This window comes from Kitasatospora sp. UYEF31 (assembly GCF_057291755.1).
This window is the reverse complement of sequence record NZ_JBXAWK010000035.1, coordinates 1-22102: the sequence shown is the minus strand read 5'-3', so window position 1 is coordinate 22102 and position 22102 is coordinate 1. Positions and strand designations below refer to the sequence as shown.

Sequence of the window (22102 nt, the reverse complement as noted above, 5' to 3'; positions counted from 1 at the left end):
CAATGGTCACGAGGTACTCCCCACCCGCCGGACCGGGGGCTGGACGCCAGGTCGCCGCCGCCCGCCGCCCTGACCCACACAGCCCCCGGGGCGCGGCCGGGGCCAGCCTGTCGGCCGGCGGCCGGGCCACGGCCCGTAAGAACCGCAAGCGCCAGGACCGGCGGCGCAAGGTAATCCTGCCGGTCGTCGGCGGCCTGGTGCTGCTGCTCGTGGTCGTCGGCGGCGGTGTCTGGTACGCCTACGCGCTGCTGAACGGCAACCTCAAGTCCGACAAGGTCGACGACAAGCTCAGCCGGGAACGCCCGGTGGCCACCGGCGGCCTCAACCTGCTGGTGATCGGCTCGGACTCCCGGGCCGGAGCCAACCGCAGCCTGGGCGCGGGGAGCGCCGACGGTACCGAGCGCTCGGACACCGTCCTGCTCGTCCACCTCGCAGAGGGACGCAAACGCGCGGTCGTGATGAGCATCCCCCGCGACCTGCGGGTGACGATCCCGCCCTGCGTACGCAAGGACGGCACCCGGTCGCTGCCGCAGGAGCGGGCGACGTTCAACGCGGCGTTCCAGCTCGCCGGCCCGGCCTGCACCCGCAACACCGTGGAGAAGCTGACGGGCATCCGGATCGACCACCACATCATCGTGGACTTCTCGGGCTTCAAGGGGATGGTCGACGCGGTGGACGGCGTCGAAGTCTGCCTGCCCAAGGCGGTGGAGGACCCGCACAGCGACATCCACTTCAAAGCGGGCACGCAGACCGTCCGCGGCAAGCAGGCGCTCGACTACGTACGGCTGCGGCACGACGAGACCATCGGCGGGGACGGCAGCGACCTCAGCCGGATCAAGCGCCAGCAGGCTTTCGTCGGCTCCCTGGCGAAGAAGATCAGGAGCAGCGGGACGATGAACAACCCGGCCCGGATGTTCGCCCTCGCCGACGCGCTGACCAAGTCCATCCGCACCGACGAACACCTCAACTCGGTCACCGACCTGGTCGACCTGGGCCGCAGCCTGCAGGGGATGGGCACCTCCGACATCGTCTTCGCGGGCATCCCGGTGGTCGACGCCGTCGGCGCGAACGGCAAGGTCACCGGGCGGGTCGACCTGATCCAGCCGAACTCCGACCGGTTGTTCGAGGCCGTCAACAAGGACCTGCCGGTCGGGAAGCAGGCCAAGCCGCCGGCCCCGGAGACACCGGCACCCGGCGGAGCGGAACCCGGTCCGGCTCCGGGCAGGGGTTCCGGAATGCCGACGCCGGCCGCCGTGCAGCCCGCTGCGGCGCCCCCGCCGGTGAATGTGCTGACCCGCGACGCCGACCAGGACCTCTGCAATGTGAACTGACACTGTCTGAACCGAGGCCGGTCCCGGACCGTGCGCCTAGGGCCTGTTCTGGGTTTCCCGCAGGCGCCGCCTGGCACCGCCCACGCGGACCACTGCGTCGGCGCTCCCGCCGTTGTGTACGGGACACCGTGTCCCAGAACTCAGCGGACTTCGATAAAGGCTTCCGCGCTGCGCTCCGGGCGCTCCCGGGGCGACCCGGCCGGGTGGCCCACGGCGATCGCCCCCATCGGGTCCCAGTCGGCAGGCAGGTCCAGCGCCTCCCGTACGACGGCCGGGCAGAACATCGTGGACGACACCCACGCCGAACCCAGGCCCTCCGCGGTCAGTCCGAGGAGCAGGTTCTGCACCCCGGCGCCCGCCGAGACCACGAACATCTCCCGCTCGGCGGCCGACCGCAGCGCGTCCGGATAGGCGTGTGTCCCGCCGGTGGTCACCAGGCAGGGCACGATCAGGTACGGCGCGGCGTACAGCACGTCGCCCCGCTTGACCCGTTTCGTGATCCAGTCTTCCGTACGACCGTCCCCACGCAGGTCGGACACCCACGCGTCGCGCATCGCGTCCAGCAGGACCTTGCGCGAACCGGCGCTTTCCAGCAGCACGAACCGCCACGGCACGGTGTGGTGCGGGGCCGGTGCGGTGATCGCGGCGTCGACCGCCCGGCGGACGGCCGGACCGTCCACCGGCTCGTCGGTGAAGGCCCGGACGGTGCGCCGCGCGGTGATCGCCCCGTGCGCGCCCTCCCGCAGGGCTTCGGCGGTCCCGAGCCGGAACAGGTCCTCCTGCGAATCGCGGACCAGCGGCCGTACGCCGTCACCGTCAGCCTCGGTCACCAGCGCGCCCAGACCGCGCACCACCGCGACCGGCACCCCGTCGGCCTTGCCCTTGACCAGCTCGGCGGCCGAAGCCAGTTCGTCCACGACCGCGGTGACCGTGACGGCGAGCTCATTGCCGTGGGTGTCCGTGCGGCCCCGGTGGTCGTCCACCGCGTCGAGGCCGGCGACACCGATGGCCACGTCGGTAAGTCCGTTCCGCCAAGGCCGCCCGAAAGTGTCGCTGACCACGACGCCGACCCGTACGCCCTGACGTTCCCTCAGCTGCGCCCGCATCCTGCGGGCCGACGCGTCGGAGTCCTCGGGGAGCAGCAGTATCGTGCCCGGCGTCGTGTTGGAGGCGTCCACTCCGGCCGCGGCCATGACAAAGCCGTTGCGGTTCTGCACGATCCGGGTGCGGCCCTTGGTGGCGACGACCCGGACCGTCTCCGCGGTGATGGCGTCCTCGCGGTCGGCCCCTTGGCGGATGCGGCCTTCGGCCTTACTGATGATCTTCGAGGTGACGACGAGGATGTCGCCGTCGCGCAGTTCCACGGCTTCGGCGATCAGTGCTGCGAGGTCCGCGCCCGGCTCCACTTCCGGGAGCCCGGGAACGGCGATGACCTCGTACGAGCGGTTCACCCGCGTACTTCTTCCGCCAAAGCCAGCGCGGCACGCGCCATCTCGGCCGTCGCGTCGACATCCGTCATCAGCAGCGGCACCGCGCGGCAGGCGATGCCGCCCGCCTCGACCGCGCCGACCACGTCGGCGTCCTGACTGTCCACCAGCCAGCCGTCGAGCAGCTCAGAGCCGTAGTTGAGCGCGACCGCCTGGGCGGTGGCCTCGACGCCGACGGCCGCGAGGACCTTGTCGGCCATGCCGCGCACGGGCGCGCCACCGATGATCGGCGACAGTCCGACGACCGGTGCGGACGCCTTCGCGACGGCCTCCCGGATTCCAGGCACACCCAGGATCGTACCGATGCTGACCACCGGGTTCGACGGCGGGAAGATGATCACGTCGGCTCCGGCGATGGCCTCCAGGACGCCTGGGGCGGGCCTGGCCGTGTCACTGCCGACCGCGAGGATCGCCTGTGCGTCCACCGATGCGTGCAGCCGGACCCAGTACTCCTGGAAGTGGACGGTCTTCTTCCCGCTGGGCGCCGCCGGGTCGGCGAGGACGACGTGTGTCTCGACCCGGTCGTCGGACATCGGGATCAGCCGCACCCCCGGCTTCCACCGGTCGCACAGTGCTTCGGTGACCGCGCTGAGCGGATAACCCGCGCCGAGCATCTGCGTCCGGACGATGTGCGTGGCGAAGTCCCGGTCGCCGAGCCCGAACCACTCGGGCCCGACCCCGTACGCGGCCATCTCGGACTTGATACTCCAGGTCTCGTCGCGGCGACCCCACCCCTGTTCCTCGTTGATGCCTTCACCAAGGGTGTACATCACGGTGTCCAGGTCCGGACAGATCTTCAGTCCGAACAGGTGGATGTCGTCGGCGGTGTTCCCGATGACGGTGATGTCCGAGCCCGGTGCCGCTGCCTTGAGGCCGCGCAGGAAACGGGCGCCCCCGATTCCTCCGGCCAGTACCACGATGCGCATGGGCGTCAGTGTCCCAGAGCCGCCACGCGCACTCGTGCGGGAGTGCCCCCGTACATCGTCATGGTGGTCAGCCGCGTGGCGTAGACGTGCACACTGACGGCGGGTTCGGTACCCATATTGGTCATTTCATGGACATACGACGGAGCGAACACCCGGACCGGACCCGGTGTGAGACTGCGCTCACGGCGCAGCCTGTCGGCTACTGCGTACGAACGCTCGTGCAGTTCGCCGGACACCACGGTGAAGACACCCGAGGTATCACCGTGGTCGTGCAGGCCCGAACCCTGGCCGGGCAGCCAGCTGAGCAGCCACACCTCGTGGTCGTCGGCGACGGCCAGGCGCTTGTACCAGCGGGTGACCGGGTCGTACTCGACCTCGGCCAGCTGTTCGGCCGCCTCGGCCGCGTAACGCCGGACCAGACCGGCCAGGGTGCCCACGGTGGGACGCAGCACGGGGGCGGCGCCGGCGATCAGCGCGGGATCGGCGGCCAGCAGGTCGCCGGCGATGTAGATGTCGTTCGACACGGGAGTCCTCTGTCGGGGGAGGGCCGCCGGGCCGCGCACCCGGGAGGGAGCGGGCGGCCGGGGCCGCGGCAGACACAGAAAAAAGAGAAGACGCGAACAGGGGAGCGAAGGGTGCGCCGCCAGGCCTGATCGCTAAGGAAAACGACCCCAGCTGATCGCCGGATCGGCGGCGACGCGTTCGGCGGGGTTGTGCGGGCCGGTCAGCAGCCGGGGCGACAACACTCCGGGCGACGGCGACAGCCCGGAACGGCGGCGGAGCCGCAACAACGCACAGCGGACACCCTGCGGCGGTCGACGGACCGGCTCGGGACCAGGATGCTGTGTGCGGACATGACAAAAAGAACAGCGGACCGTGGTGGTCCTTGTCAACCTGGACCGGTCCGGAGTCCGGCATGTGGTGGCCGTACTCGCTGGATCGGGTGAACTTTTGACGTTCGTCGGGGCGTCGGGGTTGGATTTGACCCCCTGCGGGGCAGCCGATTTCCGATCCGGACGCTTTGCCGTTCCCAGGTCGGTTGCCGTCACGGGGCCGTGCAGGGAAGCGCAAACGACGGTCCGGGTTCCGGCAACGGCCCGCCGGGATCCGCCAGAACCGGTCGGGTCCGCCCCGTGCAGATCGTCTCCGGTGGTCGCATCGACGTCCCCACCTGCGGGAACCGTTCGCCTTTCATGATCGTCGCATCATTACGGGACGGTCTCGGCAGACCGGACCGAACAGGCGCCCCCAGGGTGAGTCGGATCATCGGCCTCGGGGGGTGAAAGTACGGTCGAAGTCCGGTGCGGGATATTTGTCCGGTTGCGTAGGCTTTTCCCGCCTGCTTGGTCCCGGGGGGTGAATCCCCGTCCTAATAGCAGAGCGCGGCTTGACGCCACGACAGCGACGCGCTTGTAATTTCACACATGTCGTCAACCGTTACCGGTAACGGCTGTATTACGGGGAAGCAAAAACGGGTGAAGGAGGCCACGCGATGGGCGAGCTTTTGCAGCTGCTGCTCACGGACGTCGAGGAAGAGCTCAGCTGGCAGGAGCGCGCACTGTGCGCGCAGACCGACCCCGAGTCCTTCTTTCCGGAGAAGGGCGGATCCACTCGGGAAGCCAAGAAGGTCTGCCTGGCCTGCGAGGTCCGCGACGAGTGCCTGGAATACGCACTCGCCAACGATGAGCGCTTCGGGATCTGGGGCGGCCTGAGCGAGCGTGAGCGCAGGCGCCTGAAGAAGGCCGCGGTGTAGCCCACGGGGCGTGGCTCCGGTTACCCCGTTGGCGCTGAGTCCCCGTCGCGTAGGGTGAGGGCCCTTCCATCCGGTCCATCCGGCCGCCAGCCGGGTGAACCTTGAACCGCCGCCTACGCCCCGGGGTCCACAGCGTCGATGAGTTACCTCCCAGCACCGCCGGCGTTTCCCCGGCATGTCGTCACCGCGGTCCTCGTCGCACATGACGGCGCCCGCTGGTTGCCGACCACCGTCAACGCCCTGGTGAACCAGCAACGACCGGTCCAGCGAGTCATGGCTGTCGACACCGGCAGCACCGACGACAGCGCGCAACTCCTGCGCGACAGCCTCGGCACCGGAGCCGTGGTCAGCGCCGGTCGCGGCGACGGCTTCGGCGACGCGGTCGACCAGGCACTGCGCGCCGCGCCGCCGCTCGACCCGGCCACCCTTCCGTACGCGATCGACGTGCAGTACTCCGACGGCCGGGACGACCCACTGGGCCGTACCGAAGTCGTCGAATGGCTCTGGCTCCTGCACGACGACAGTGAGCCGGACCCGGACGCCCTGCACCACCTCCTGCGCGCCGCCGACGAACTGCCCAGCGTGGCCGTCCTCGGCCCGAAACTCCGTGGCTGGTACGACCGCCGCCAGCTCCTGGAGGTCGGCACCTCCATCGCGCGCAGCGGCCGCCGCTGGACCGGGCTCGAACGCCGCGAGCAGGACCAGGGCCAGCACGACCAGGTCCGCGGAGTCCTGTCGGTCAGCACCGCGGGCATGCTCGTCCGCCGCGACGTCTTCGAACGCCTCGGCGGCTTCGACCCCGCACTCCCGCTGTCCCGCGACGACACCGACTTCGGCTGGCGCGTCAACGCCGCCGGACACCGCGTCGTCGTCGTCCCCGACGCCGCAGTCCAGCACGCCGAGGCGGCCACCCGCGACCGCCGCCCCATCGACGCCGCCGGCGGGGCCCGCCCGCACCGCGTCGACCGGGCCGGCGCCACGTACACCCTCCTGGCCAACGTGCCGGGCCGCGCGCTGGCGATGACGTACCTCCGGCTGTTCTTCGGCTGCGTCCTGCGCAGCCTCGGCTACCTGGTCGGCAAACTGCCGGGCCTGGCCGTCGACGAACTGCTCGGCACCATGTCCGTCCTCGCCAAGCCGGGCAAGGTGTTCGGCGGCCGGTCCGCACGGGCCAAGACCAACGTCATGGACAGCCGGGACTTCCCCGACCTGTTCCCGACCCGGGGCGCGACGCTCCGCCAGGCCGTCGACCAGATGTTCAGCTCGCTGAGCGGGCGCACCGAGCCGGAGGTCACCTCCCGCCGGGCCCGCGCCGTCGAATCAGGGCCGGGGTCCGAGGACTCCGACTCGCTCGACTCCGGCGGCTCCGGGCGGCTGCGCGCCATGCTGCGCCGCCCCGGACTGCTGCTCACCGCGGGCCTGGTGCTCACCACCCTGATCGCCGCCCGCGGACTGCTCGGCGGCGGCATCCTCACCGGCGGGGCCCTGCTGCCCGCGCCGGCGGGCGCCTCCGACCTGTGGCACAGCTACACCGAGAGCTGGCACGGGGTCGGCCTGGGCAGTGACACCACAGCCCCGCCGTACCTCGCCTTCCTCGCACTGGTCGCCACCGTGCTGCTCGGCAAGGCCGGGGCCGCGGTGACCTTCCTGCTGCTCGGCAGTGTGCCGCTGGCCGGGATCAGCGCTTACCTGGCGGGACGCCGGTTCGTCCCCAACAAGATCATCCGAGCTTGGGGGGCGGCGGCGTACGCCCTGCTCCCCGTCGCGACCGGAGCCATCGCGGCCGGGCGGCTGGGCACCGCGGTAGTTCTGATACTGCTGCCGATGCTGGGCCGTGCCGCCGTGTCCGCACTCGGCGTCGGCGGATCGGCACCGAGCTTCCGCGGCGCCTTCGCCACCGGCCTCGCCCTCGCGGCCGGAACCGCGTTCGTCCCGCTCCTGTGGCCCGTCGCGCTGTTCCTCACCGTTGTCGCGCTCGCGCTGGCCTACACCACCCGCGCCGTGACGCCCCCCCCGGCACCTGGCGAACCACGGAAGAGCCCGCGCGACAAGTGGCTGCCGGTGCGGGTGCTCATCTCCCTGCTCACCCCCGCCGTGCTGCTGTTCCCGTGGAGCGGCTCGCTGCTCACCGACCCGAAGCTGTTCCTGCTCGAACCCGGGCTGTCCACTGCGGGGCTGGTCGAACCCGACCCCGGGCCGTTCGGGCTGCTCCTGGTCGACCCGGGCGGCCCCGGCACCATCCCGGGCTGGCTCGGCGTCGGGCTGCTGCTCGCAGCCCTGGCCGCGCTACTGCGCGACTCGCGCCGCCGGGCCGTCCTGACCGCCTGGGCGGTGGCCCTCACCGGGCTGCTGGTCGGCGCGCTGGCCAGCCGCGTCGAGGTCACCTCCACCACCGGCGCATCCGTCCCGGCCTGGCCGGGCCTGGCCGCCGCCCTCGTCGGCATCGGCTACGTGGCCGCCGCCGTGATCGGCGCGGAGGACGCGAGAGAGCGGGTCGCCGCGATCAGCTTCGGCTGGCGTCAGCCGGTCGCCGTCGTGGTCGCCGCGCTCGCCGCGCTCGCCCCGGTCGCCGCCGGACTGTGGTGGATGGCGGCAGGTGCCGACGGGCCGCTGGAGCGCCGCTCGCCCGTCCAGGTCCCAGCTTTCATCGCGGCGGACACCGACCCGCGCACGCTCGTACTGAGCGAGCAGAAGGACGGCACGCTGGCCTACACGGTCGCCCGCGACGGCGGCCTGACCCTCGGCGACGCCGATGTCGCGGGCACTGAGGGCTACAACAAGCTCGACGCCTACCTCGGAGCGCTCGTCTCCGGCTCCGGCGGTGCCGACGCGCGCGGCCTGGCCGGCTTCGGCGTGCGCTTCGTGCTGCTCAAGCCGCCGATCCGGGCCGAACTGGTCGACCGACTCGACGGCACCCCGGGGCTGACGCACGTCAGCGACGACAACGGCACGGTCGTGTGGCGGCTCGGCTACCCGGCCGGGCGCGTCACCGTGCAGAACGCCGACGGAACGCTCGTCCCGCTGCCGTCCGACCACGGCATCGTCCGGGCCGTCATCCCGCCCGGCGCGGAAGGCCGCGTGCTGCGGCTCGCCGAAGCCACGGGCGACGGCTGGCAGGCCACGCTCAACGGTAAGAAACTGACCCGCCAGACCCTCGACGGCTGGGCCCAGGGCTTCACACTGCCCGCCGGGGGCGGGAAACTCGTCGTCGAATACGACGGCGGCTTCCGTGGTCTGTGGACCGGCGCGCAGTGCCTGCTGTTGTTCGTCGTTGTCATCCTGGCCCTGCCGGGCCGTCGCCGCGGCAACGACGACGAGCCGCTGACTTCGTCAGCTCCCGAGCCGGAGAGCGCTAACGCCGAGTCGGCGTCCGCAGGGGAGGGCACCGGCCGTCGTGGCCGTCGTGCCCGTTCCGAAGGCGGGGTGACCCCGGCCGAAGGCACGCCCGCCGCCGAGCCGCCGACTCCGCCAGCCCCCCAGGCGGAACCCGGGCACGCACCCGCTGACCAGTACGCCCAGCCCCAGCTTCCGGCCGACAGCTGGCCGGAGCAGCCGTACGACACCGGGCAGCAACCGCAGCCCGGCTACGGCCGGGACGAATACGCGCGCCCTTCGTACGACCAACCCTCGTACGACCAGGGCGGTTACGACCAGGGCGGTTCCGGACAGCACGCCTACGGCAGTGACCCGGCCGTGCCCGCGCAGCCGTCGTACGACCAGAACGGCTACGAGCAGCAGCAGTACCCGGCGTACGACCAGGGTGGATACGGGCAGACCGGCTACGACCCGGCCCAGCCACAGCCGGAGCAGCCACAGCAGGGCCAGCCGCAGTACGACCAGACCGGCCAGGCCGGTCAACCGGGCTACGAACAGGGTTACGACCAGGGATACGACCAGGGTTACGACCAGGTCCAGTACGACCAGTACATCCCGCAGCAGCCGTCGTACGACCCCGGGAACGCACCGGACCCCGAACACCCCCACGGTGACGAACCGTGGCGGACCACCCCTGGGAGGGGCCAGCAGTGAAGCGCACCACCCTCTCGCTGGCGGTCGTCGTCGCGATCCTCGCCGTACTCGCCGGAATCGCCACCCTGACCCGCCCCGATACCGCGGAAGCCGGGCAGAAGCACGCCCGTACGGTCCCGGTGCAGCGCACCGAAGTCGTCTGCCCGCAGATCAAGGACCAGCCGGGCGAAGCGCGGACCCTGGTCAACGCCATCGCCCCGGGTGCCGCCGGGGGCGGCGGCACCGACGGTGCCGCCGCCGTCGCGGAGATCGGTGACCGTGCCAAGGTCCGCGCCAAGGTCGAAGCCCCCGGCAAGCCGGCCGCCGCCGCCGCGGACAAGGCCGGCCTTCCGCCGCTCGTCGGCACCGCGACCGGGAACTTCGCACCGGGCTTCGCCGTCCAGGAGACCACTTTGATCTCCTCGGGCAACGGCCGCGGTCTGGCCGGGGTCGCCTGCAAGTCCCCGGGCGTGGACTCCTGGTTCGTCGGTACGTCGACCGCTGACGGGCGAAACGCCTACCTGCACCTGGCCAACAACAAGGACACTCCGGCCCAGGTCGACATCGAGGTGTACGGACCCGACGGCCGGATCGAGTCCGACGGCGGCCGCGGCGTGACACTCGCGCCGAACACCACGCAGAGCTTCCTGCTGCGCACGCTCACCCCGCAGCCGGTGCCGACGATCGCCGTGCACGTGGTGGCCCGGGTGGGGCGGGTGGCCGCCGACATAAGGGACGAGGGCGGCACGACCGGCACCGACTGGCTGCCGGTCGCCGGGGTCCCGGGGCGCAATCTGGTGGTGCCGGGCCTGCCCGCCGACGCAACGTCGGTGCAACTGGTGCTGGCGGTCCCCGGCGACGACGACACTGCCGTGCAGATCGAAGTGGCGGGGAAGAACAGCACGTTCAAGCCCGCCGGGAACGAGACAGTCCACGTGAAGGGCCGTCAGGTCCTCGCGGTGGACCTGGGGGCGCTCACCCAGGGCGAGGCGGGGGCGCTCAAGCTCACCGCCGACCGGGCCGACGTCCTGGCCGGTGTCCGGATCGTCAAGGGCACCGGGGACAAGACCGATTCGGCCTTCGTGGCCGCCACTCCGGCTCTGACCGGCCGTTCGGTGCTCGCGGACAACCCGACGGGCAAGGACATCGTCAGTACGGTCCTGTTGACCGCGCCGGGCGACAAGTCCGGGCGGGTCAGGCTCAGTGGTCTGGCCGCCACCGGCGAGCCGGCCGTCCAGGAGTTCGACGTGCCGGCCGGCACCACCGTGTCCGTGCCCGCGCCGGTCCCGGCCGGGTCCGCGACCTTCAGCCTGGTCGCGGAGCCGCAGCCGGGCTCGGGCCCGGTGTACGCGGCCCGCGTGATCGAGGAGAAGGTCGACAACATCCCGATGCTCACGGTCCAGGGCTTCGTCCCGGCGCAGGAGACCGCAGTGGTCCCCGACGTGCAGTCGGACGTCTCGGTGGTCGTGCCGCAGAAATAACATCAAGGCCTTCTCGTACGGAAGGGCTCCTACCGCGAGGTAGGAGCCCTTCCGTACGAGAAGACTTTTTCGCTGGCCGTCTAGCCGGGGTCGATTGCGTCCGGGTCCATACCGAGCAGGTCCGCGACGAACTCCACCAGGATCTCGTTCACCAGTTCTTCGAGCTCGGTGCGGCTCTTGGCCCGCAGCTCCAGCGGGCGGCGGTAGAGGATCACCGTGGCCGGCTTCCCCTCGGCACCCCCGGTGCCGGGCTCCCCGGGGGCCAGCTTGCCCAGCGGCACCGGCTCCTCGAAGGTGCGGTCGGCGTCCACCTCGGGCACGTCCATCACCGCGAAGCGGACCTTCTCCAGCTCCGGCCACTTCCGGGTGAGCCGGTCCACCGCGTCCGAGGCGAGGTCGTCGAACTTCTCCGAGCGACTCAGCGCGATCGGCACCGGACGCCGGGCCAGGGGCCCGCGCATGCCCCGGCCGTGGCGGTCGCGACGGCTGCGCGGACGGCCGTCGCGGGGGGTGGAGGCAGGCTGTTCGGGATGCACCTGATCGAGCCTAGAGCAACAGTCGACAGATCTCGCCGGACCGGGGAATCGGGGATGCGGTGCAGTGTGAGAGACGACACGTGATTTCCACCCGGGGTGTATACGGCCCGGTCGGGTGCTGCGTACGGTACCGTCCAACGTCGTGAGCCCTGTACGTCGCTGTTCGCGGACTGCGTGTGGCCGTCCCGCGGTCGCCACGCTGACGTACGTGTACGCCGATTCAACGGCCGTCCTGGGCCCGTTGGCTACCTACGCCGAACCCCACTGCTACGACCTCTGTGCCGTGCACTCGGAGCGCTTGACCGCTCCGCGCGGCTGGGATGTCCTGCGCCTGGCCCCCGATCCCGCAGCGGGCCGCCCCACCACCGACGACCTCGAAGCGCTGGCTGACGCGGTCCGCGAGGCCGCGCGCCCGCCGGCCCCGCCCTCGGCGGCCCCGCCCGAGCAGCGTCCGGGCCAGCCCGAGTCCGGCCGGCGCGGGCACCTGCGCGTCCTGCGGTCGCCGGACTCCTGACCGCCGGCCGTCCGGGCCGCTGAGCCAGGCCGGACGCTCAGTCGTACGAGGGATAGGGTTCGGGGCATCCGAAACCCGAATTACGACGAGGAGACCCCGGTGCGCGACCTCTCGCAGATCGTGAAGGCGTACGACGTGCGGGGCGTGGTCCCGGCACAACTGGACGCGGACACCGCCAAGGCGATCGGCGCGGCCTTCGCCAAGGTCACCGGAGCCCCGGCGGTCACCGTCGGCCGGGACATGCGCCCGTCCTCCCCTGAGCTGTCGCGCGCCTTCGCCGAAGGCGCGGCCTCCCAGGGTGTCGACGTCACCGAGATCGGCCTGGCCTCCACCGACCAGCTGTACTTCGCCAGTGGCAGCCTCGGGCTGCCGGGCGCGATGTTCACCGCGAGCCACAACCCGGCGCAGTACAACGGCATCAAGATGTGCCGCGCGGGCGCCGCGCCGGTCGGCCAGGACACCGGGCTCACCGAGATCCGCGACCTCGCCCAGGGCTACCTCGCCGACGGCCTGCCCGCGTTCGGCGGCACTCCCGGCGCCATCAAGCAGCAGGACCTCCTCGACGACTACGCGGCCTACCTCAAGGGCCTCGTGGACCTGACGGGATCCCGGCAACTCAAGGTTGTCGTCGACGCCGGGAACGGCATGGGCGGCCACACCGTCCCGGCGGTCCTGCGCGACCTGCCGCTGGAGATCGTGCCGTTGTACTTCGAGCTCGACGGCACCTTCCCGAACCACGAGGCCAACCCGCTCGACCCGAAGAACCTGGTCGACCTGCAGGCGAAGGTCCGCGAGACCGGTGCCGACATCGGCCTGGCCTTCGACGGCGACGCCGACCGGGTCTTCGTTGTGGACGAGCGCGGCGAGCCGGTCTCCCCGTCGATGATCGCGGCTCTCGTCGCGGTCCGTGAGCTGGCCAAGCACCCCGGCGGCACGGTCATCCACAACCTGATCACCTCGCAGACTGTCGCCGAGGTCGTCCGGGAGAACGGCGGCACGGCGGTCCGCACCCGGGTGGGGCACTCCTTCATCAAGGCGGAGATGGCCCGCACCGGCGCGATCTTCGGCGGTGAGCACTCCGCGCACTACTACTTCCGCGACTTCTGGAACGCCGACACCGGCATGCTCGCCGCGATGCACGTCCTGGCCGCCCTCGGCGAGCAGGCCGGCGAACTCTCCGCCCTGGTCGCCGGGTTCGACAGGTACGCAGCCTCCGGCGAGATCAACAGCGAGGTCGCCGACCAGCAGGCCGCCGCCGGCACCGTCCGGACGGCCTTCGCCGACCGGGCCGGCGTCACCGTCGACGACCTCGACGGCATGACTGTGACCGGTGACGGCTGGTGGTTCAACCTGCGGGCCTCCAACACCGAGCCGCTCCTGCGCCTGAATGTCGAAGCCGGCGAGCAGAAGACCATGGAAGCCCTGCGCGACGAGGTCCTCGCCTTGATCCGCGCCTGAGCCCGCGCAGGGGCCCGCACCTGATCAATACGTGATCTGTACGACAGGTTTCCCCAGCTGCAAGCCGCAACTGTGCTGTCCGCAGGGGGTTCCGCCTCGGTAATGTGGTGCGTCCCCCCGGGCCCGGGGGGACCGCCGCACCAACTTGGAGTAGCCGTGAGCACAGGCGACACCACGAAGATCGAACCGGCCCTCCTCTCGATCCTCGCCTGCCCGGTCTGCCACTCGGCGCTGCGCGAGGACCGCAACGACGCCGGCGTACCCGAGCTGGCCTGCGGCGACGCGGACTGCGGCCGGGTCTACCCGATCCGCGACGGCATCCCGGTCCTGCTCGCCGACGAGGCGCGCCGTACGGGCCACTCCTCTATTGACCCGGGGGGCGCCCCCCGGACCTCCCGGAACCACTGATGACTCCTTTCGACGAGGCACTGCTCGACGACTCCGCCCGGCTGGCCGCCGCCGACCCGCGGGGCGTCCTGCGTACCCTGGCCGCCGCCGGGGCCCAGGTCCGGCGGGCCGCCTGGACGGTCGCCGAGACTCCACTGTCCCGGGTGGACAGCGCTGACCGGCCGCGACTGTTCGCGGTCGCCGCCCCCGCCTCGTACGGGCCGCTGACCGGGGCCCTGCTGGCACTGGCTGGCCCCAAGACCCCGGTGCCGGTCGTGCCCGTCCACGGGGCGACCGTGCCCAACTGGCTCGGCCCCCTCGACCTGCTTGTCGTCGTCGGACGCACGGGCACCGAACCCGAGCAGACCGCCCTGGTCGAACAGGTGTGGCGGCGCGGCTGCGCGCTGGTTGTCATCGCCCCCGCCGACTCGCCGCTCGACCGGGCCGCCGAGCAGGCCCGCGCGATCCGGTTGCCGGTCAACGCGCTGGCCGAGCCGAGTCCTGGCACGGAGGCCCAGGACCGCCCGGGGGCGGCCTTCTGGCCGCTGCTGGCCGCGATCCTGGCGACCGCGCGCGCGTACGGTCTGCTGCCCGCGGAGGCCGCCGACCTCGAAGCGGTCGCCGACCGCCTCGATGAAGTGGTCACCCAGCTGCGGCCCACCGCCGACACCTATCTCAATCCGGCCAAGAGCCTGGCCGTCGAGCTGGCCGGAAGTGTCCCCGTGCTGTGGGGCGCCGACCCGGTAGCGGCGGTCGCCGCCGAGCGGTTCGCCCAGACCGTCACCGCGGTCGCGGGCCTGCCGGCGCTGCACGGCGCGCTCCCGTCGGCCGCGGCCGCCTCCGGTGCGCTGCTCGACGGACCCTTCACCCGGGCTGCCACGTCCGACGGGGACAAGACCGACTTCTTCCGCGACCGCGATGAGGACGAAGACGGCGTACGGCTCCGCCCGATGATCCTGACGACTGATGATTCCCGGAACACCCGGCAGCTCATCGATGCCGTCCAGCGCACCGCTGAGGAGGCCGGGCACCAGGTCCGCCTGCACACCGCCACCGGCGAGGGCCCGGCCGTGCGCCTGGCCCACCTGATCGCGCTGGGCGACCTGACGGCCGCGTACCTCGCGCTCGGCCACGGCACGGTCCCGAGCGGGCACGGCCCGTTCAGCACGTCCCAGGTCTTCGAAACCGGCATCTTCGGAGCCGGTGGCCGCTGACCATGGACCGTCTTGTCAACGAGATCCGGGCGTACGCCTGGGGCTCGACCACCGCGATCCCGGCGATCCTGGGCCTGCCCGCCACCGGCGAACCCCAGGCCGAACTCTGGATGGGCGCCCACCCCGGCACCCCGTCGCGCATCGACCGCGGTGCGGGCCTGCGCTCGCTGGCCGACGTCATCGCCGCCGACCCCGTCGGTGAACTCGGCATCGCCATCGCCGCCCGCTTCGGTGCGCGCCTGCCCTTCCTGCTCAAGGTGCTCGCGCCCGAACAGCCGTTGTCCCTCCAGGTGCACCCCGACACCGGGCAGGCCAGAGCCGGGTTCGCGGCCGAGGACGCCCTCGACATCCCCCTGGACGCACCCCACCGCAACTACAAAGACCGCTGCCACAAGCCGGAAATGGTGTGCGCGCTCGAGGACTTCGCGGTCCTGTGCGGCTTCCGGCCGATCGAGGCGACGGTCCGCCTGCTCGAACTGCTGGACGTCGGCTGCCTCAAGGAGTGGCAGGAGACCCTGCGCGACCGGCCGGACCACGACGGCCTGCGCGCCGTGGCCACCGGGATCTTCGGCATCCCGGTCGGACACCGTGGTGTCGTCGTCGCCGAGGTGGCCGAAGCCTGCCGCCGCGTCGCGGGCACCGACTCGGAGTTCGCCGCAGGCTGCGCGGTGGTCGCCGACCTGGCCGACCGCTACCCGGCCGACCTCGGCGTGGTCGCCGCGTTGCTGCTCAACCACCTGGTGTTGCGTCCGGGCGAGGCGATGTTCCTGCACGCCGGAGTCCCGCACGCCTACCTGCACGGTGTCGCGGTCGAGATCCTCGCGAACTCCGACAACGTGCTTCGCTGCGGCCTGACAGACAAGCACGTCGACGTGCCCGAACTGCTGCACGTCATGGCCTTCGACAGCAGCCCGGTCAAGATTTTGAATCCCGTACGGGCGGCAAGCGGCGAAGAGGTCTACCCGGCTCCGGTCGCCGACTTCCGGCTGTCGACGCTCACGGTCGGCCCGGACGACTCCCGGCGGCTCGAAACCGCCGTCCCGCAGATCTTGTGGTGTGCGGCGGGTACGGTCCTGGTAGCCGACAGTTCCGGCGCCGAAACGATCCTGCGACAGGGCGCTTCGCTCTACGCCGGGGCCGGATCACCGGAACTCACCCTGACTGGGGAAGGCCGGCTCTTCCGGGCGACGGTCCCTTCCTGAAGTCGGGCTCCAAGCGCGGGCGTCTGATGCCGGGCTCCAAGCGCGGGCGTCTTCCTCACATCTCCGTCGCTGCGCTCCGGGGCTGTTCGGCGCCGGAGCGTCGCCCGGTAAAACCGCGCCCTCCGGGCGCGCTCGGGACGCTTCGCGCCCTTGCTGTGCTGATGCCGGGCTCCAAGCGCGGGCGTCTTCCTCACATCTCCGTCGCTGCGCTCCGGGGCTGTTCGGCGCCCGAGCGTCGCCCGGTAAAACCGCGCCCTCCGGACGCGCTCGGGACGCTTCGCGCCCTTGCTGTGCTGATGCCGGGCTCCAAGCGCGGGCGTCTTCCTCACATCTCCGTCGCTGCGCTCCGGGGCTGTTCGGCGCCCGAGCGTCGCCCGGTAAAACCGCGCCCTCCGGACGCGCTCGGGACGCTTCGCGCCCTCGCCTCGTGGTAGGGCAGGCTGGGACGCTTCGCGCCCGGCGCGTTCGTGGCGTGGGTTTAGAGGCAAGTGCCACAATGAGCCGCCGCCGGACGGTGGCCACACAGGAACGGGGACGGACAGCCGAATGAGTGCAGGCGGCGGAAACAAGGCAATCGTGGCGGCACTGGCCGCCAACCTGGGCATCGCGGTGGCCAAGTTCACTGCATGGGCCTTCACCCAGTCCTCGTCCATGCTCGCCGAAGGCGTGCACTCGCTCGCCGACTCGGGCAACCAGGTGCTCCTACTCGTCGGCGGCAAGCGGGCCGCGCGGGAAGCGACCCCCCAACACCCGTTCGGGTACGGGCGGGAACGTTTCATCTACGGCTTCCTAGTCTCGATCATCCTGTTCTCCGTCGGTGGCATGTTCGCGCTGTACGAGGGCTTCACGAAGATCGCCAACCCGCACAAGATGGACAACTGGTACTGGGCCGTCGGCGTGCTGATCTTCGCGATCCTCCTGGAGAGCTACTCCTTCCGTACGGCGATCAAGGAGTCCAACGAGATCCGCGGCAACCTCACCTGGATCCAATTCATCCGCCGCGCGAAGACTCCGGAACTGCCGATCGTGCTCCTGGAGGACTTCGGCGCGCTGATCGGCCTGGTCCTCGCTCTGGGCGGCGTCAGCCTCGCGGTCGTCACCGACAACGGCGTGTGGGACGGCGTCGGAACCCTGTGCATCGGCATCCTGCTGATCCTCATCGCGATCGTCCTCGCCCTGGAGACCCGCAGCCTGCTGCTCGGCGAAGCCGCCGACATCGACACGGTCAAGGCCATCGAGACCGCCCTGGTCGACGGCACGAGCGTCCCGCGCCTCATCCACATGCGCACCCTGCACCTGGGCCCGGAGGAACTCCTCGTCGCCGCGAAGATCGCGGTCAACGACAGTGACACCGCCGCCGATGTCGCCCGTACGATCGATGAAGCCGAGGCGCGAGTCCGCGCCGCAGTCCCGATCGCCCGGGTCATCTACCTGGAGCCGGACATCTACAGCGAGCACGAAGCAGCCCGCGGAGCCGACTTGGCGGCCACTCCCGGGGGTCCTCCGCAGACGCACTGAGCTGCTAACGTCGGTCCCGAACCGCGTACAGCAGTCGCCCGCAGAGGGCGGTCGGTCACCGGCGGGGCAGCTTCCCCCGGGCCGAGGGCACAGAAGGCCTCCGACTGATGGCACGGGCCTGGAGCGTTTGCTCCGAGCGGATTTCCGCAGGTTGAGACCTGCCTGGAAACATTTCCGCGGGCCCGGCCGCCACAGCCCGACCACCTTTTTGCCCCCGCTGTAGGAGGACACCAGAATGTCCACGTTCACCGACTTCAAGGTCGCCGACCTCTCCCTGGCCGCGTACGGCCGCAAAGAGATCAACCTCGCCGAGCACGAGATGCCCGGCCTGATGTCGATCCGCAAGGAGTTCGCTCCTTCGCAGCCGCTGGTCGGCGCGCGCATCATGGGCTCGCTCCACATGACCGTGCAGACCGCCGTGCTCATCGAGACGCTCACCGCCCTCGGCGCCGACGTCCGCTGGGTCTCCTGCAACATCTTCTCCACCCAGGACCACGCCGCCGCCGCGATCGCGGTCGGCCCGAACGGAACCCCCGAAAACCCGCAGGGTGTCCCGGTGTTCGCCTGGAAGGGCGAAACTCTGGCGGAGTACTGGTGGTGCACCGAGCAGGCGCTCAACTGGCCCGGCCACGACGGCCCGAACATGATCCTCGACGACGGCGGCGACGCGACCCTGCTCGTTCACAAGGGCGTTGAGTTCGAGAAGGCCGGCGCTGTCCCCGCCGACGCCGAGGGCGACGCCGAGGAGTACGGCTACATCCTCGCGACGCTGCGCCGCAACCTGGTCGAGAGCCCCGGTAAGTGGACCGCGATGGCCCCCCACATCAAGGGTGTCACCGAGGAGACCACCACCGGTGTCCACCGGCTGTACGAGATGTTCAAGGAGGGCTCGCTGCTCTTCCCGGCCATCAACGTCAACGACTCGGTCACCAAGTCGAAGTTCGACAACAAGTACGGCTGCCGGCACTCGCTGATCGACGGCATCAACCGCGCCACTGACGTCCTCATCGGCGGCAAGGTCGCGGTCGTCTGCGGCTACGGCGACGTCGGCAAGGGCAGCGCGGAGTCGCTGCGCGGCCAGGGTGCCCGCGTCATCGTCACGGAGATCGACCCGATCTGCGCGCTCCAGGCGGCGATGGACGGTTTCCAGGTCGCCACTCTTGAGGACGTCGTCGAGACCGCCGACATCTTCATCACGACGACCGGCAACTTCAACATCATCATGGCTTCGCACATGAAGCGGATGAAGCACCAGGCGATCGTCGGCAACATCGGCCACTTCGACAACGAGATCGACATGGCCGGCCTGGCCAAGATCCCGGGCATCGTCAGGGACGAGGTCAAGCCGCAGGTCCACACCTGGAAGTTCGAGGACGGCAAGGTCCTCATCGTCCTGTCCGAGGGCCGCCTGCTCAACCTCGGCAACGCGACCGGCCACCCGTCGTTCGTCATGTCGAACTCGTTCGCGAACCAGACGATCGCGCAGATCGAGCTGTTCACGAAGACCCAGGACTACCCGGTCGGTGTGTACGTCCTGCCGAAGCACCTGGACGAGAAGGTCGCCCGCCTGCACCTCGACGCGCTGGGCGTGAAGCTCACGACGCTGACGGACGAGCAGGCCGCCTACATCGGTGTCCCGGTCGAGGGCCCGTACAAGGCTGACGCCTACCGCTACTGAGTTGACCTGACCGAAGGGCCGGAGACCGTGGGTACGGTCTCCGGCCCTTCGTGTCTCACCCGGGGGGAGCGAACCCACCGTCGTCCGGCTGCTGAGCCGGCGCCGACTGCGGTTGAGCCTGCGGCTGGGGCGCGGGCGCGGGCGCCTGCCACTGCGGCTGAGCCTGCGGGTATGGCTGCGGGAAAGGCTGCTGGTACTGAGGCTGCATAATCTGACCCGGCATCGGATACCGCGGTACCTGCTGCTGGGCCCGGAACATCTCCCGGCGTCCGCGCTCCGCCAGGACCGTCGCCAGGAACATCGACGGATGCATCCCCGGCGGAGGCGGCGCGCCGATCTTCGCCGACACGTCCATCGCCATCCGCTCACCCAGTGACGCGGCCACCGCCGGGTCCAACTGCTGTGCCCGGGACAGGTACTGACGCGCGGCTAGGGCCAGGTCGTTCGGCAACCCGGACAGATCGAGTTCCGCAGCCCACGCCGTCGCCGCCGGATGCAGCGGCATGTACGGCACGCCGCGCCCGCCCGGAGTGCGTTCCCGTAGCACGAAGGTCCCGGCGAGCATGTCGCCGATGCGCTTGTTCTTCTTCGAGAACAGCGATGAGAACAATGCACCGCACCCGACGGTGGTCCAGAAGTCGACGAAGAACCCAACGAGGGCCCGTACCAACGCCTGCCGGAACCGCACAGGACCGCCGTCGTCCCGGACGACCCGCAGGCCCATCGCCATCTTCCCGATGGAGCGTCCGTGCGACAGCGTCTCCCAGGCGACCGGCCAGACGACCATGACGAGCACCAGGGTGGACAGCAGGATCGCGGCGAGCAGCGCCTCATCCACATCAGGCAGCGCGAAGCCGTAGATCATCACCAGTACAACGAAGAGCACCACCTGTACGGCGACGTCGATGCTGAACGCCAGAGCCCGGCTCGGCAGTTGGGCCGCCCGCAGATCGAGCGCGACGGCCTCACCGGTGACGACATCGGTCACACTGCTCACCCCTTCGTTGATCAGAGACAGCGTTCAAGTAGAAACAGCACTGGCTGACGGTTCTTCTACCAGGCAGGATGCCCCACATGGACGTCGATGTGTTCGTTGCAGTGCACAGGCACGAGTGGGACCGCCTGGAACAGCTCGTGGGTCGCCGGACCGCCCTCAGCGGCGCGGAGGCCGACGAACTGGTGACGCTGTACCGGCGTACGGCCACACACCTGTCCACGATGCAGTCGGCGGCACCTGACCCGGTGCTCGTCGGCCGACTGTCCTCACTTGTGGCCAGGGCCCGCTCAGCCGTCACGGCCCCCCGCCGGGCCTCGTGGCGCGAGGCACTGCTCTTCCTGACCGTCCGGTTCCCGGCAGCCCTGTACCGGACCCGCTTCTGGTGGCTTGGCGTCGGAGCGGTGGTCCTGGTGATCGCCACGGTCACAGGTGTCTGGGTCGCGAACAACCCGGACGTCCAGAACTCCATCGCCGCGCCGGAGGACATCCGCCGACTGACAAAGCCCGGCGGAGAGTTCGAAACCTATTACTCCAGCGCGCCGGCCTCGTCCTTCGCCGCACAGGTCTTCACCAACAATGCATGGGTCGCCGCCACCTGCCTGGCCTTCGGAATCCTGCTCGGCCTGCCAGTGATCTTCATCGTGTTCCAGAACGCACTCAACGTCGGCCTGTCCGGCGGCCTCATGGCGGCGGCCGGCCGCTTCGACGTGTTCCTCGGCTTGATCGCCCCTCACGGACTCCTTGAACTGACAGCCGTGTTCGTCGCCGCCGGCACCGGCCTGCGCCTGGGATGGACGGTCATCGACCCAGGACCGCGTACGAGGGCCAAGGCGGTGGGCGAGGAGGGCCGCGCGGCGATCGGGATGGCCATTGGACTGGCACTGGTCCTGCTGATCACCGGTGTGATCGAGGCGTTCGTGACCCCGTCGGGCCTGCCCACCTGGGGCAGGGTCGGCATTGGCGTGGTCGCTGAACTGCTGTTCTTCGCGTACGTGTTTGTGCTCGGTCAGCGCGCCGTTCGCGGGGGAGCGTCCGGTGATGTGGAAAGCACCGATCTGGCCGACGAACTGCCCACAGCCGCCTGATCGGATGGACGTTGACAGGCGTGTTGGCCGACAGTAGGTTCGAAGGGTTGCCGTGAAGCTGGTCAGCGGCACGACGGCCTGGTAGTGTCTACCAACACCGAGCGAGCGGTACCACGATCTGTGGTCTTCCTTATGGGAACTCAAATCGCAGCTCCAAATCCTGCAGGACGCCAACCATTCTTCATTGAGTGCTGCACTTATGCGTGCGCCCGATGTATTAATGCGACGCGCCTTTGTGAGAGTTGGAAACCGCTGGTGGGAGCGTAAGTGGGACTGAAAAGGTCTGCTAAGCTCATCGAGCTGGAAGAGAAAGCCGAGAGGCCGGACCGGAAGGCAGGCAGAGCGAAAGCAGACCGGAAACGGTGTGCTAAGCTCGAAGAGCAGAAGGAAAGCCCGCAAGGACTGACCCGATGCGAACGGGAAGCGGAAATGCGCCGGAAACGACGTGCTAAGCTTACCGAGTCGGAAGAAACGCCGACAAGCACAATAGAACGATGCAACGCCCGGAGGGCGGCCCTGAAAAGCCC

Annotated in this window: 17 protein-coding genes; 12 read left to right on the top strand and 5 right to left on the bottom strand. The window is 70.3% G+C overall.

From position 1 onward, the window contains the following. The first annotated feature begins 2 nt into the window (after window positions 1-2). The gene (locus AC0Z36_RS18245; RefSeq protein WP_485463986.1) at window positions 3-1331 is read left to right on the top strand and encodes an LCP family protein; all 1329 of its coding nucleotides are present in this window, start codon (window positions 3-5) and stop codon (window positions 1329-1331) included. Between the two features lie 140 nt (window positions 1332-1471). On the opposite strand, the gene AC0Z36_RS18240 is transcribed toward AC0Z36_RS18245, so the two are convergent. Genes AC0Z36_RS18240 through AC0Z36_RS18230 form a run of 3 tightly spaced genes read right to left on the bottom strand, consistent with a single transcriptional unit; the run spans window position 1472 to window position 4268 of the window. Further along, window positions 1472-2782, bottom strand: coding sequence for a coenzyme F420-0:L-glutamate ligase (locus AC0Z36_RS18240; protein WP_485463985.1), 1311 nt, complete (start codon window positions 2780-2782; stop codon window positions 1472-1474). Next, window positions 2779-3744 carry a 2-phospho-L-lactate transferase gene (cofD, locus tag AC0Z36_RS18235; protein ID WP_485463984.1) on the bottom strand — a complete coding sequence of 322 codons (966 nt, stop codon included), beginning with the start codon at window positions 3742-3744 and terminating at the stop codon, window positions 2779-2781. The genes AC0Z36_RS18240 and cofD overlap by 4 nt, the downstream gene beginning before the upstream one ends. A gap of 5 nt (window positions 3745-3749) precedes the next feature. Further along, a complete protein-coding gene (locus AC0Z36_RS18230; RefSeq protein ID WP_485463983.1) occupies window positions 3750-4268 on the bottom strand; it encodes a cysteine dioxygenase in 519 nt (172 codons plus the stop codon). Between the two features lie 968 nt (window positions 4269-5236). Between AC0Z36_RS18230 and AC0Z36_RS18225 the strand changes: the two genes are divergently transcribed. The 3 genes from AC0Z36_RS18225 to AC0Z36_RS18215 all read left to right on the top strand — a co-directional run bounded on the left by AC0Z36_RS18225 (window position 5237) and on the right by AC0Z36_RS18215 (window position 10986). Then, window positions 5237-5497, top strand: coding sequence for a WhiB family transcriptional regulator (locus AC0Z36_RS18225; protein WP_485463982.1), 261 nt, complete (start codon window positions 5237-5239; stop codon window positions 5495-5497). Window positions 5498-5635: 138 nt separating this feature from the next. Beyond that, window positions 5636-9526: a glycosyltransferase gene (locus AC0Z36_RS18220; RefSeq protein WP_485463981.1), complete on the top strand. Its 3891-nt coding sequence runs from the start codon at window positions 5636-5638 to the stop codon at window positions 9524-9526. Next, window positions 9523-10986 carry a DUF5719 family protein gene (locus AC0Z36_RS18215; protein WP_485463980.1) on the top strand — a complete coding sequence of 488 codons (1464 nt, stop codon included), beginning with the start codon at window positions 9523-9525 and terminating at the stop codon, window positions 10984-10986. The genes AC0Z36_RS18220 and AC0Z36_RS18215 overlap by 4 nt, the downstream gene beginning before the upstream one ends. Before the next feature lie 80 nt (window positions 10987-11066). On the opposite strand, the gene AC0Z36_RS18210 is transcribed toward AC0Z36_RS18215, so the two are convergent. Then, on the bottom strand, window positions 11067-11522 hold the full coding sequence (locus tag AC0Z36_RS18210) for a metallopeptidase family protein (RefSeq protein WP_485463979.1): 456 nt from the start codon (window positions 11520-11522) through the stop codon (window positions 11067-11069). 142 nt (window positions 11523-11664) lie between these two features. On the opposite strand from AC0Z36_RS18210, the gene AC0Z36_RS18205 reads away from it, so the two are divergent. The 7 genes from AC0Z36_RS18205 (at window position 11665) to ahcY (ending at window position 19493) form a co-directional block, all read left to right on the top strand. Next, complete coding sequence (locus tag AC0Z36_RS18205) at window positions 11665-12036, top strand: DUF3499 domain-containing protein (protein WP_485463978.1); 372 nt, start codon at window positions 11665-11667, stop codon at window positions 12034-12036. A 99-nt stretch (window positions 12037-12135) separates the two neighbouring features. Further along, window positions 12136-13494 carry a phosphomannomutase/phosphoglucomutase gene (locus tag AC0Z36_RS18200; protein ID WP_485463977.1) on the top strand — a complete coding sequence of 453 codons (1359 nt, stop codon included), beginning with the start codon at window positions 12136-12138 and terminating at the stop codon, window positions 13492-13494. Window positions 13495-13674: 180 nt separating this feature from the next. Continuing rightward, window positions 13675-13902, top strand: a complete 228-nt coding sequence (locus tag AC0Z36_RS18195) for a Trm112 family protein (protein WP_485464023.1) — start codon at window positions 13675-13677, stop codon at window positions 13900-13902. Then, on the top strand, window positions 13902-15095 hold the full coding sequence (locus AC0Z36_RS18190; RefSeq protein WP_485463976.1) for an SIS domain-containing protein: 1194 nt from the start codon (window positions 13902-13904) through the stop codon (window positions 15093-15095). The genes AC0Z36_RS18195 and AC0Z36_RS18190 overlap by 1 nt, the downstream gene beginning before the upstream one ends. Window positions 15096-15097: 2 nt before the next feature. Then, window positions 15098-16297: a mannose-6-phosphate isomerase, class I gene (gene manA / locus AC0Z36_RS18185; protein ID WP_485463975.1), complete on the top strand. Its 1200-nt coding sequence runs from the start codon at window positions 15098-15100 to the stop codon at window positions 16295-16297. Between the two features lie 546 nt (window positions 16298-16843). Then, window positions 16844-17815, top strand: a complete 972-nt coding sequence (locus tag AC0Z36_RS18180) for a cation diffusion facilitator family transporter (RefSeq protein ID WP_485463974.1) — start codon at window positions 16844-16846, stop codon at window positions 17813-17815. Window positions 17816-18050: 235 nt separating this feature from the next. Then, on the top strand, window positions 18051-19493 hold the full coding sequence (gene ahcY / locus AC0Z36_RS18175; protein WP_485463973.1) for an adenosylhomocysteinase: 1443 nt from the start codon (window positions 18051-18053) through the stop codon (window positions 19491-19493). A gap of 55 nt (window positions 19494-19548) precedes the next feature. Here ahcY and AC0Z36_RS18170 read toward each other — a convergent pair whose 3' ends face one another. Further along, entirely contained in the window at window positions 19549-20481 is a 933-nt protein-coding gene (locus AC0Z36_RS18170) for an RDD family protein (RefSeq protein ID WP_485463972.1), read from the bottom strand. Between the two features lie 86 nt (window positions 20482-20567). Here AC0Z36_RS18170 and AC0Z36_RS18165 point away from each other — a divergent pair, with 86 nt between their 5' ends. Continuing rightward, window positions 20568-21575 (top strand): stage II sporulation protein M, encoded by a 1008-nt coding sequence (locus AC0Z36_RS18165; protein WP_485463971.1) that lies wholly within the window; start codon window positions 20568-20570, stop codon window positions 21573-21575. Window positions 21576-22102 lie beyond the last annotated feature (527 nt).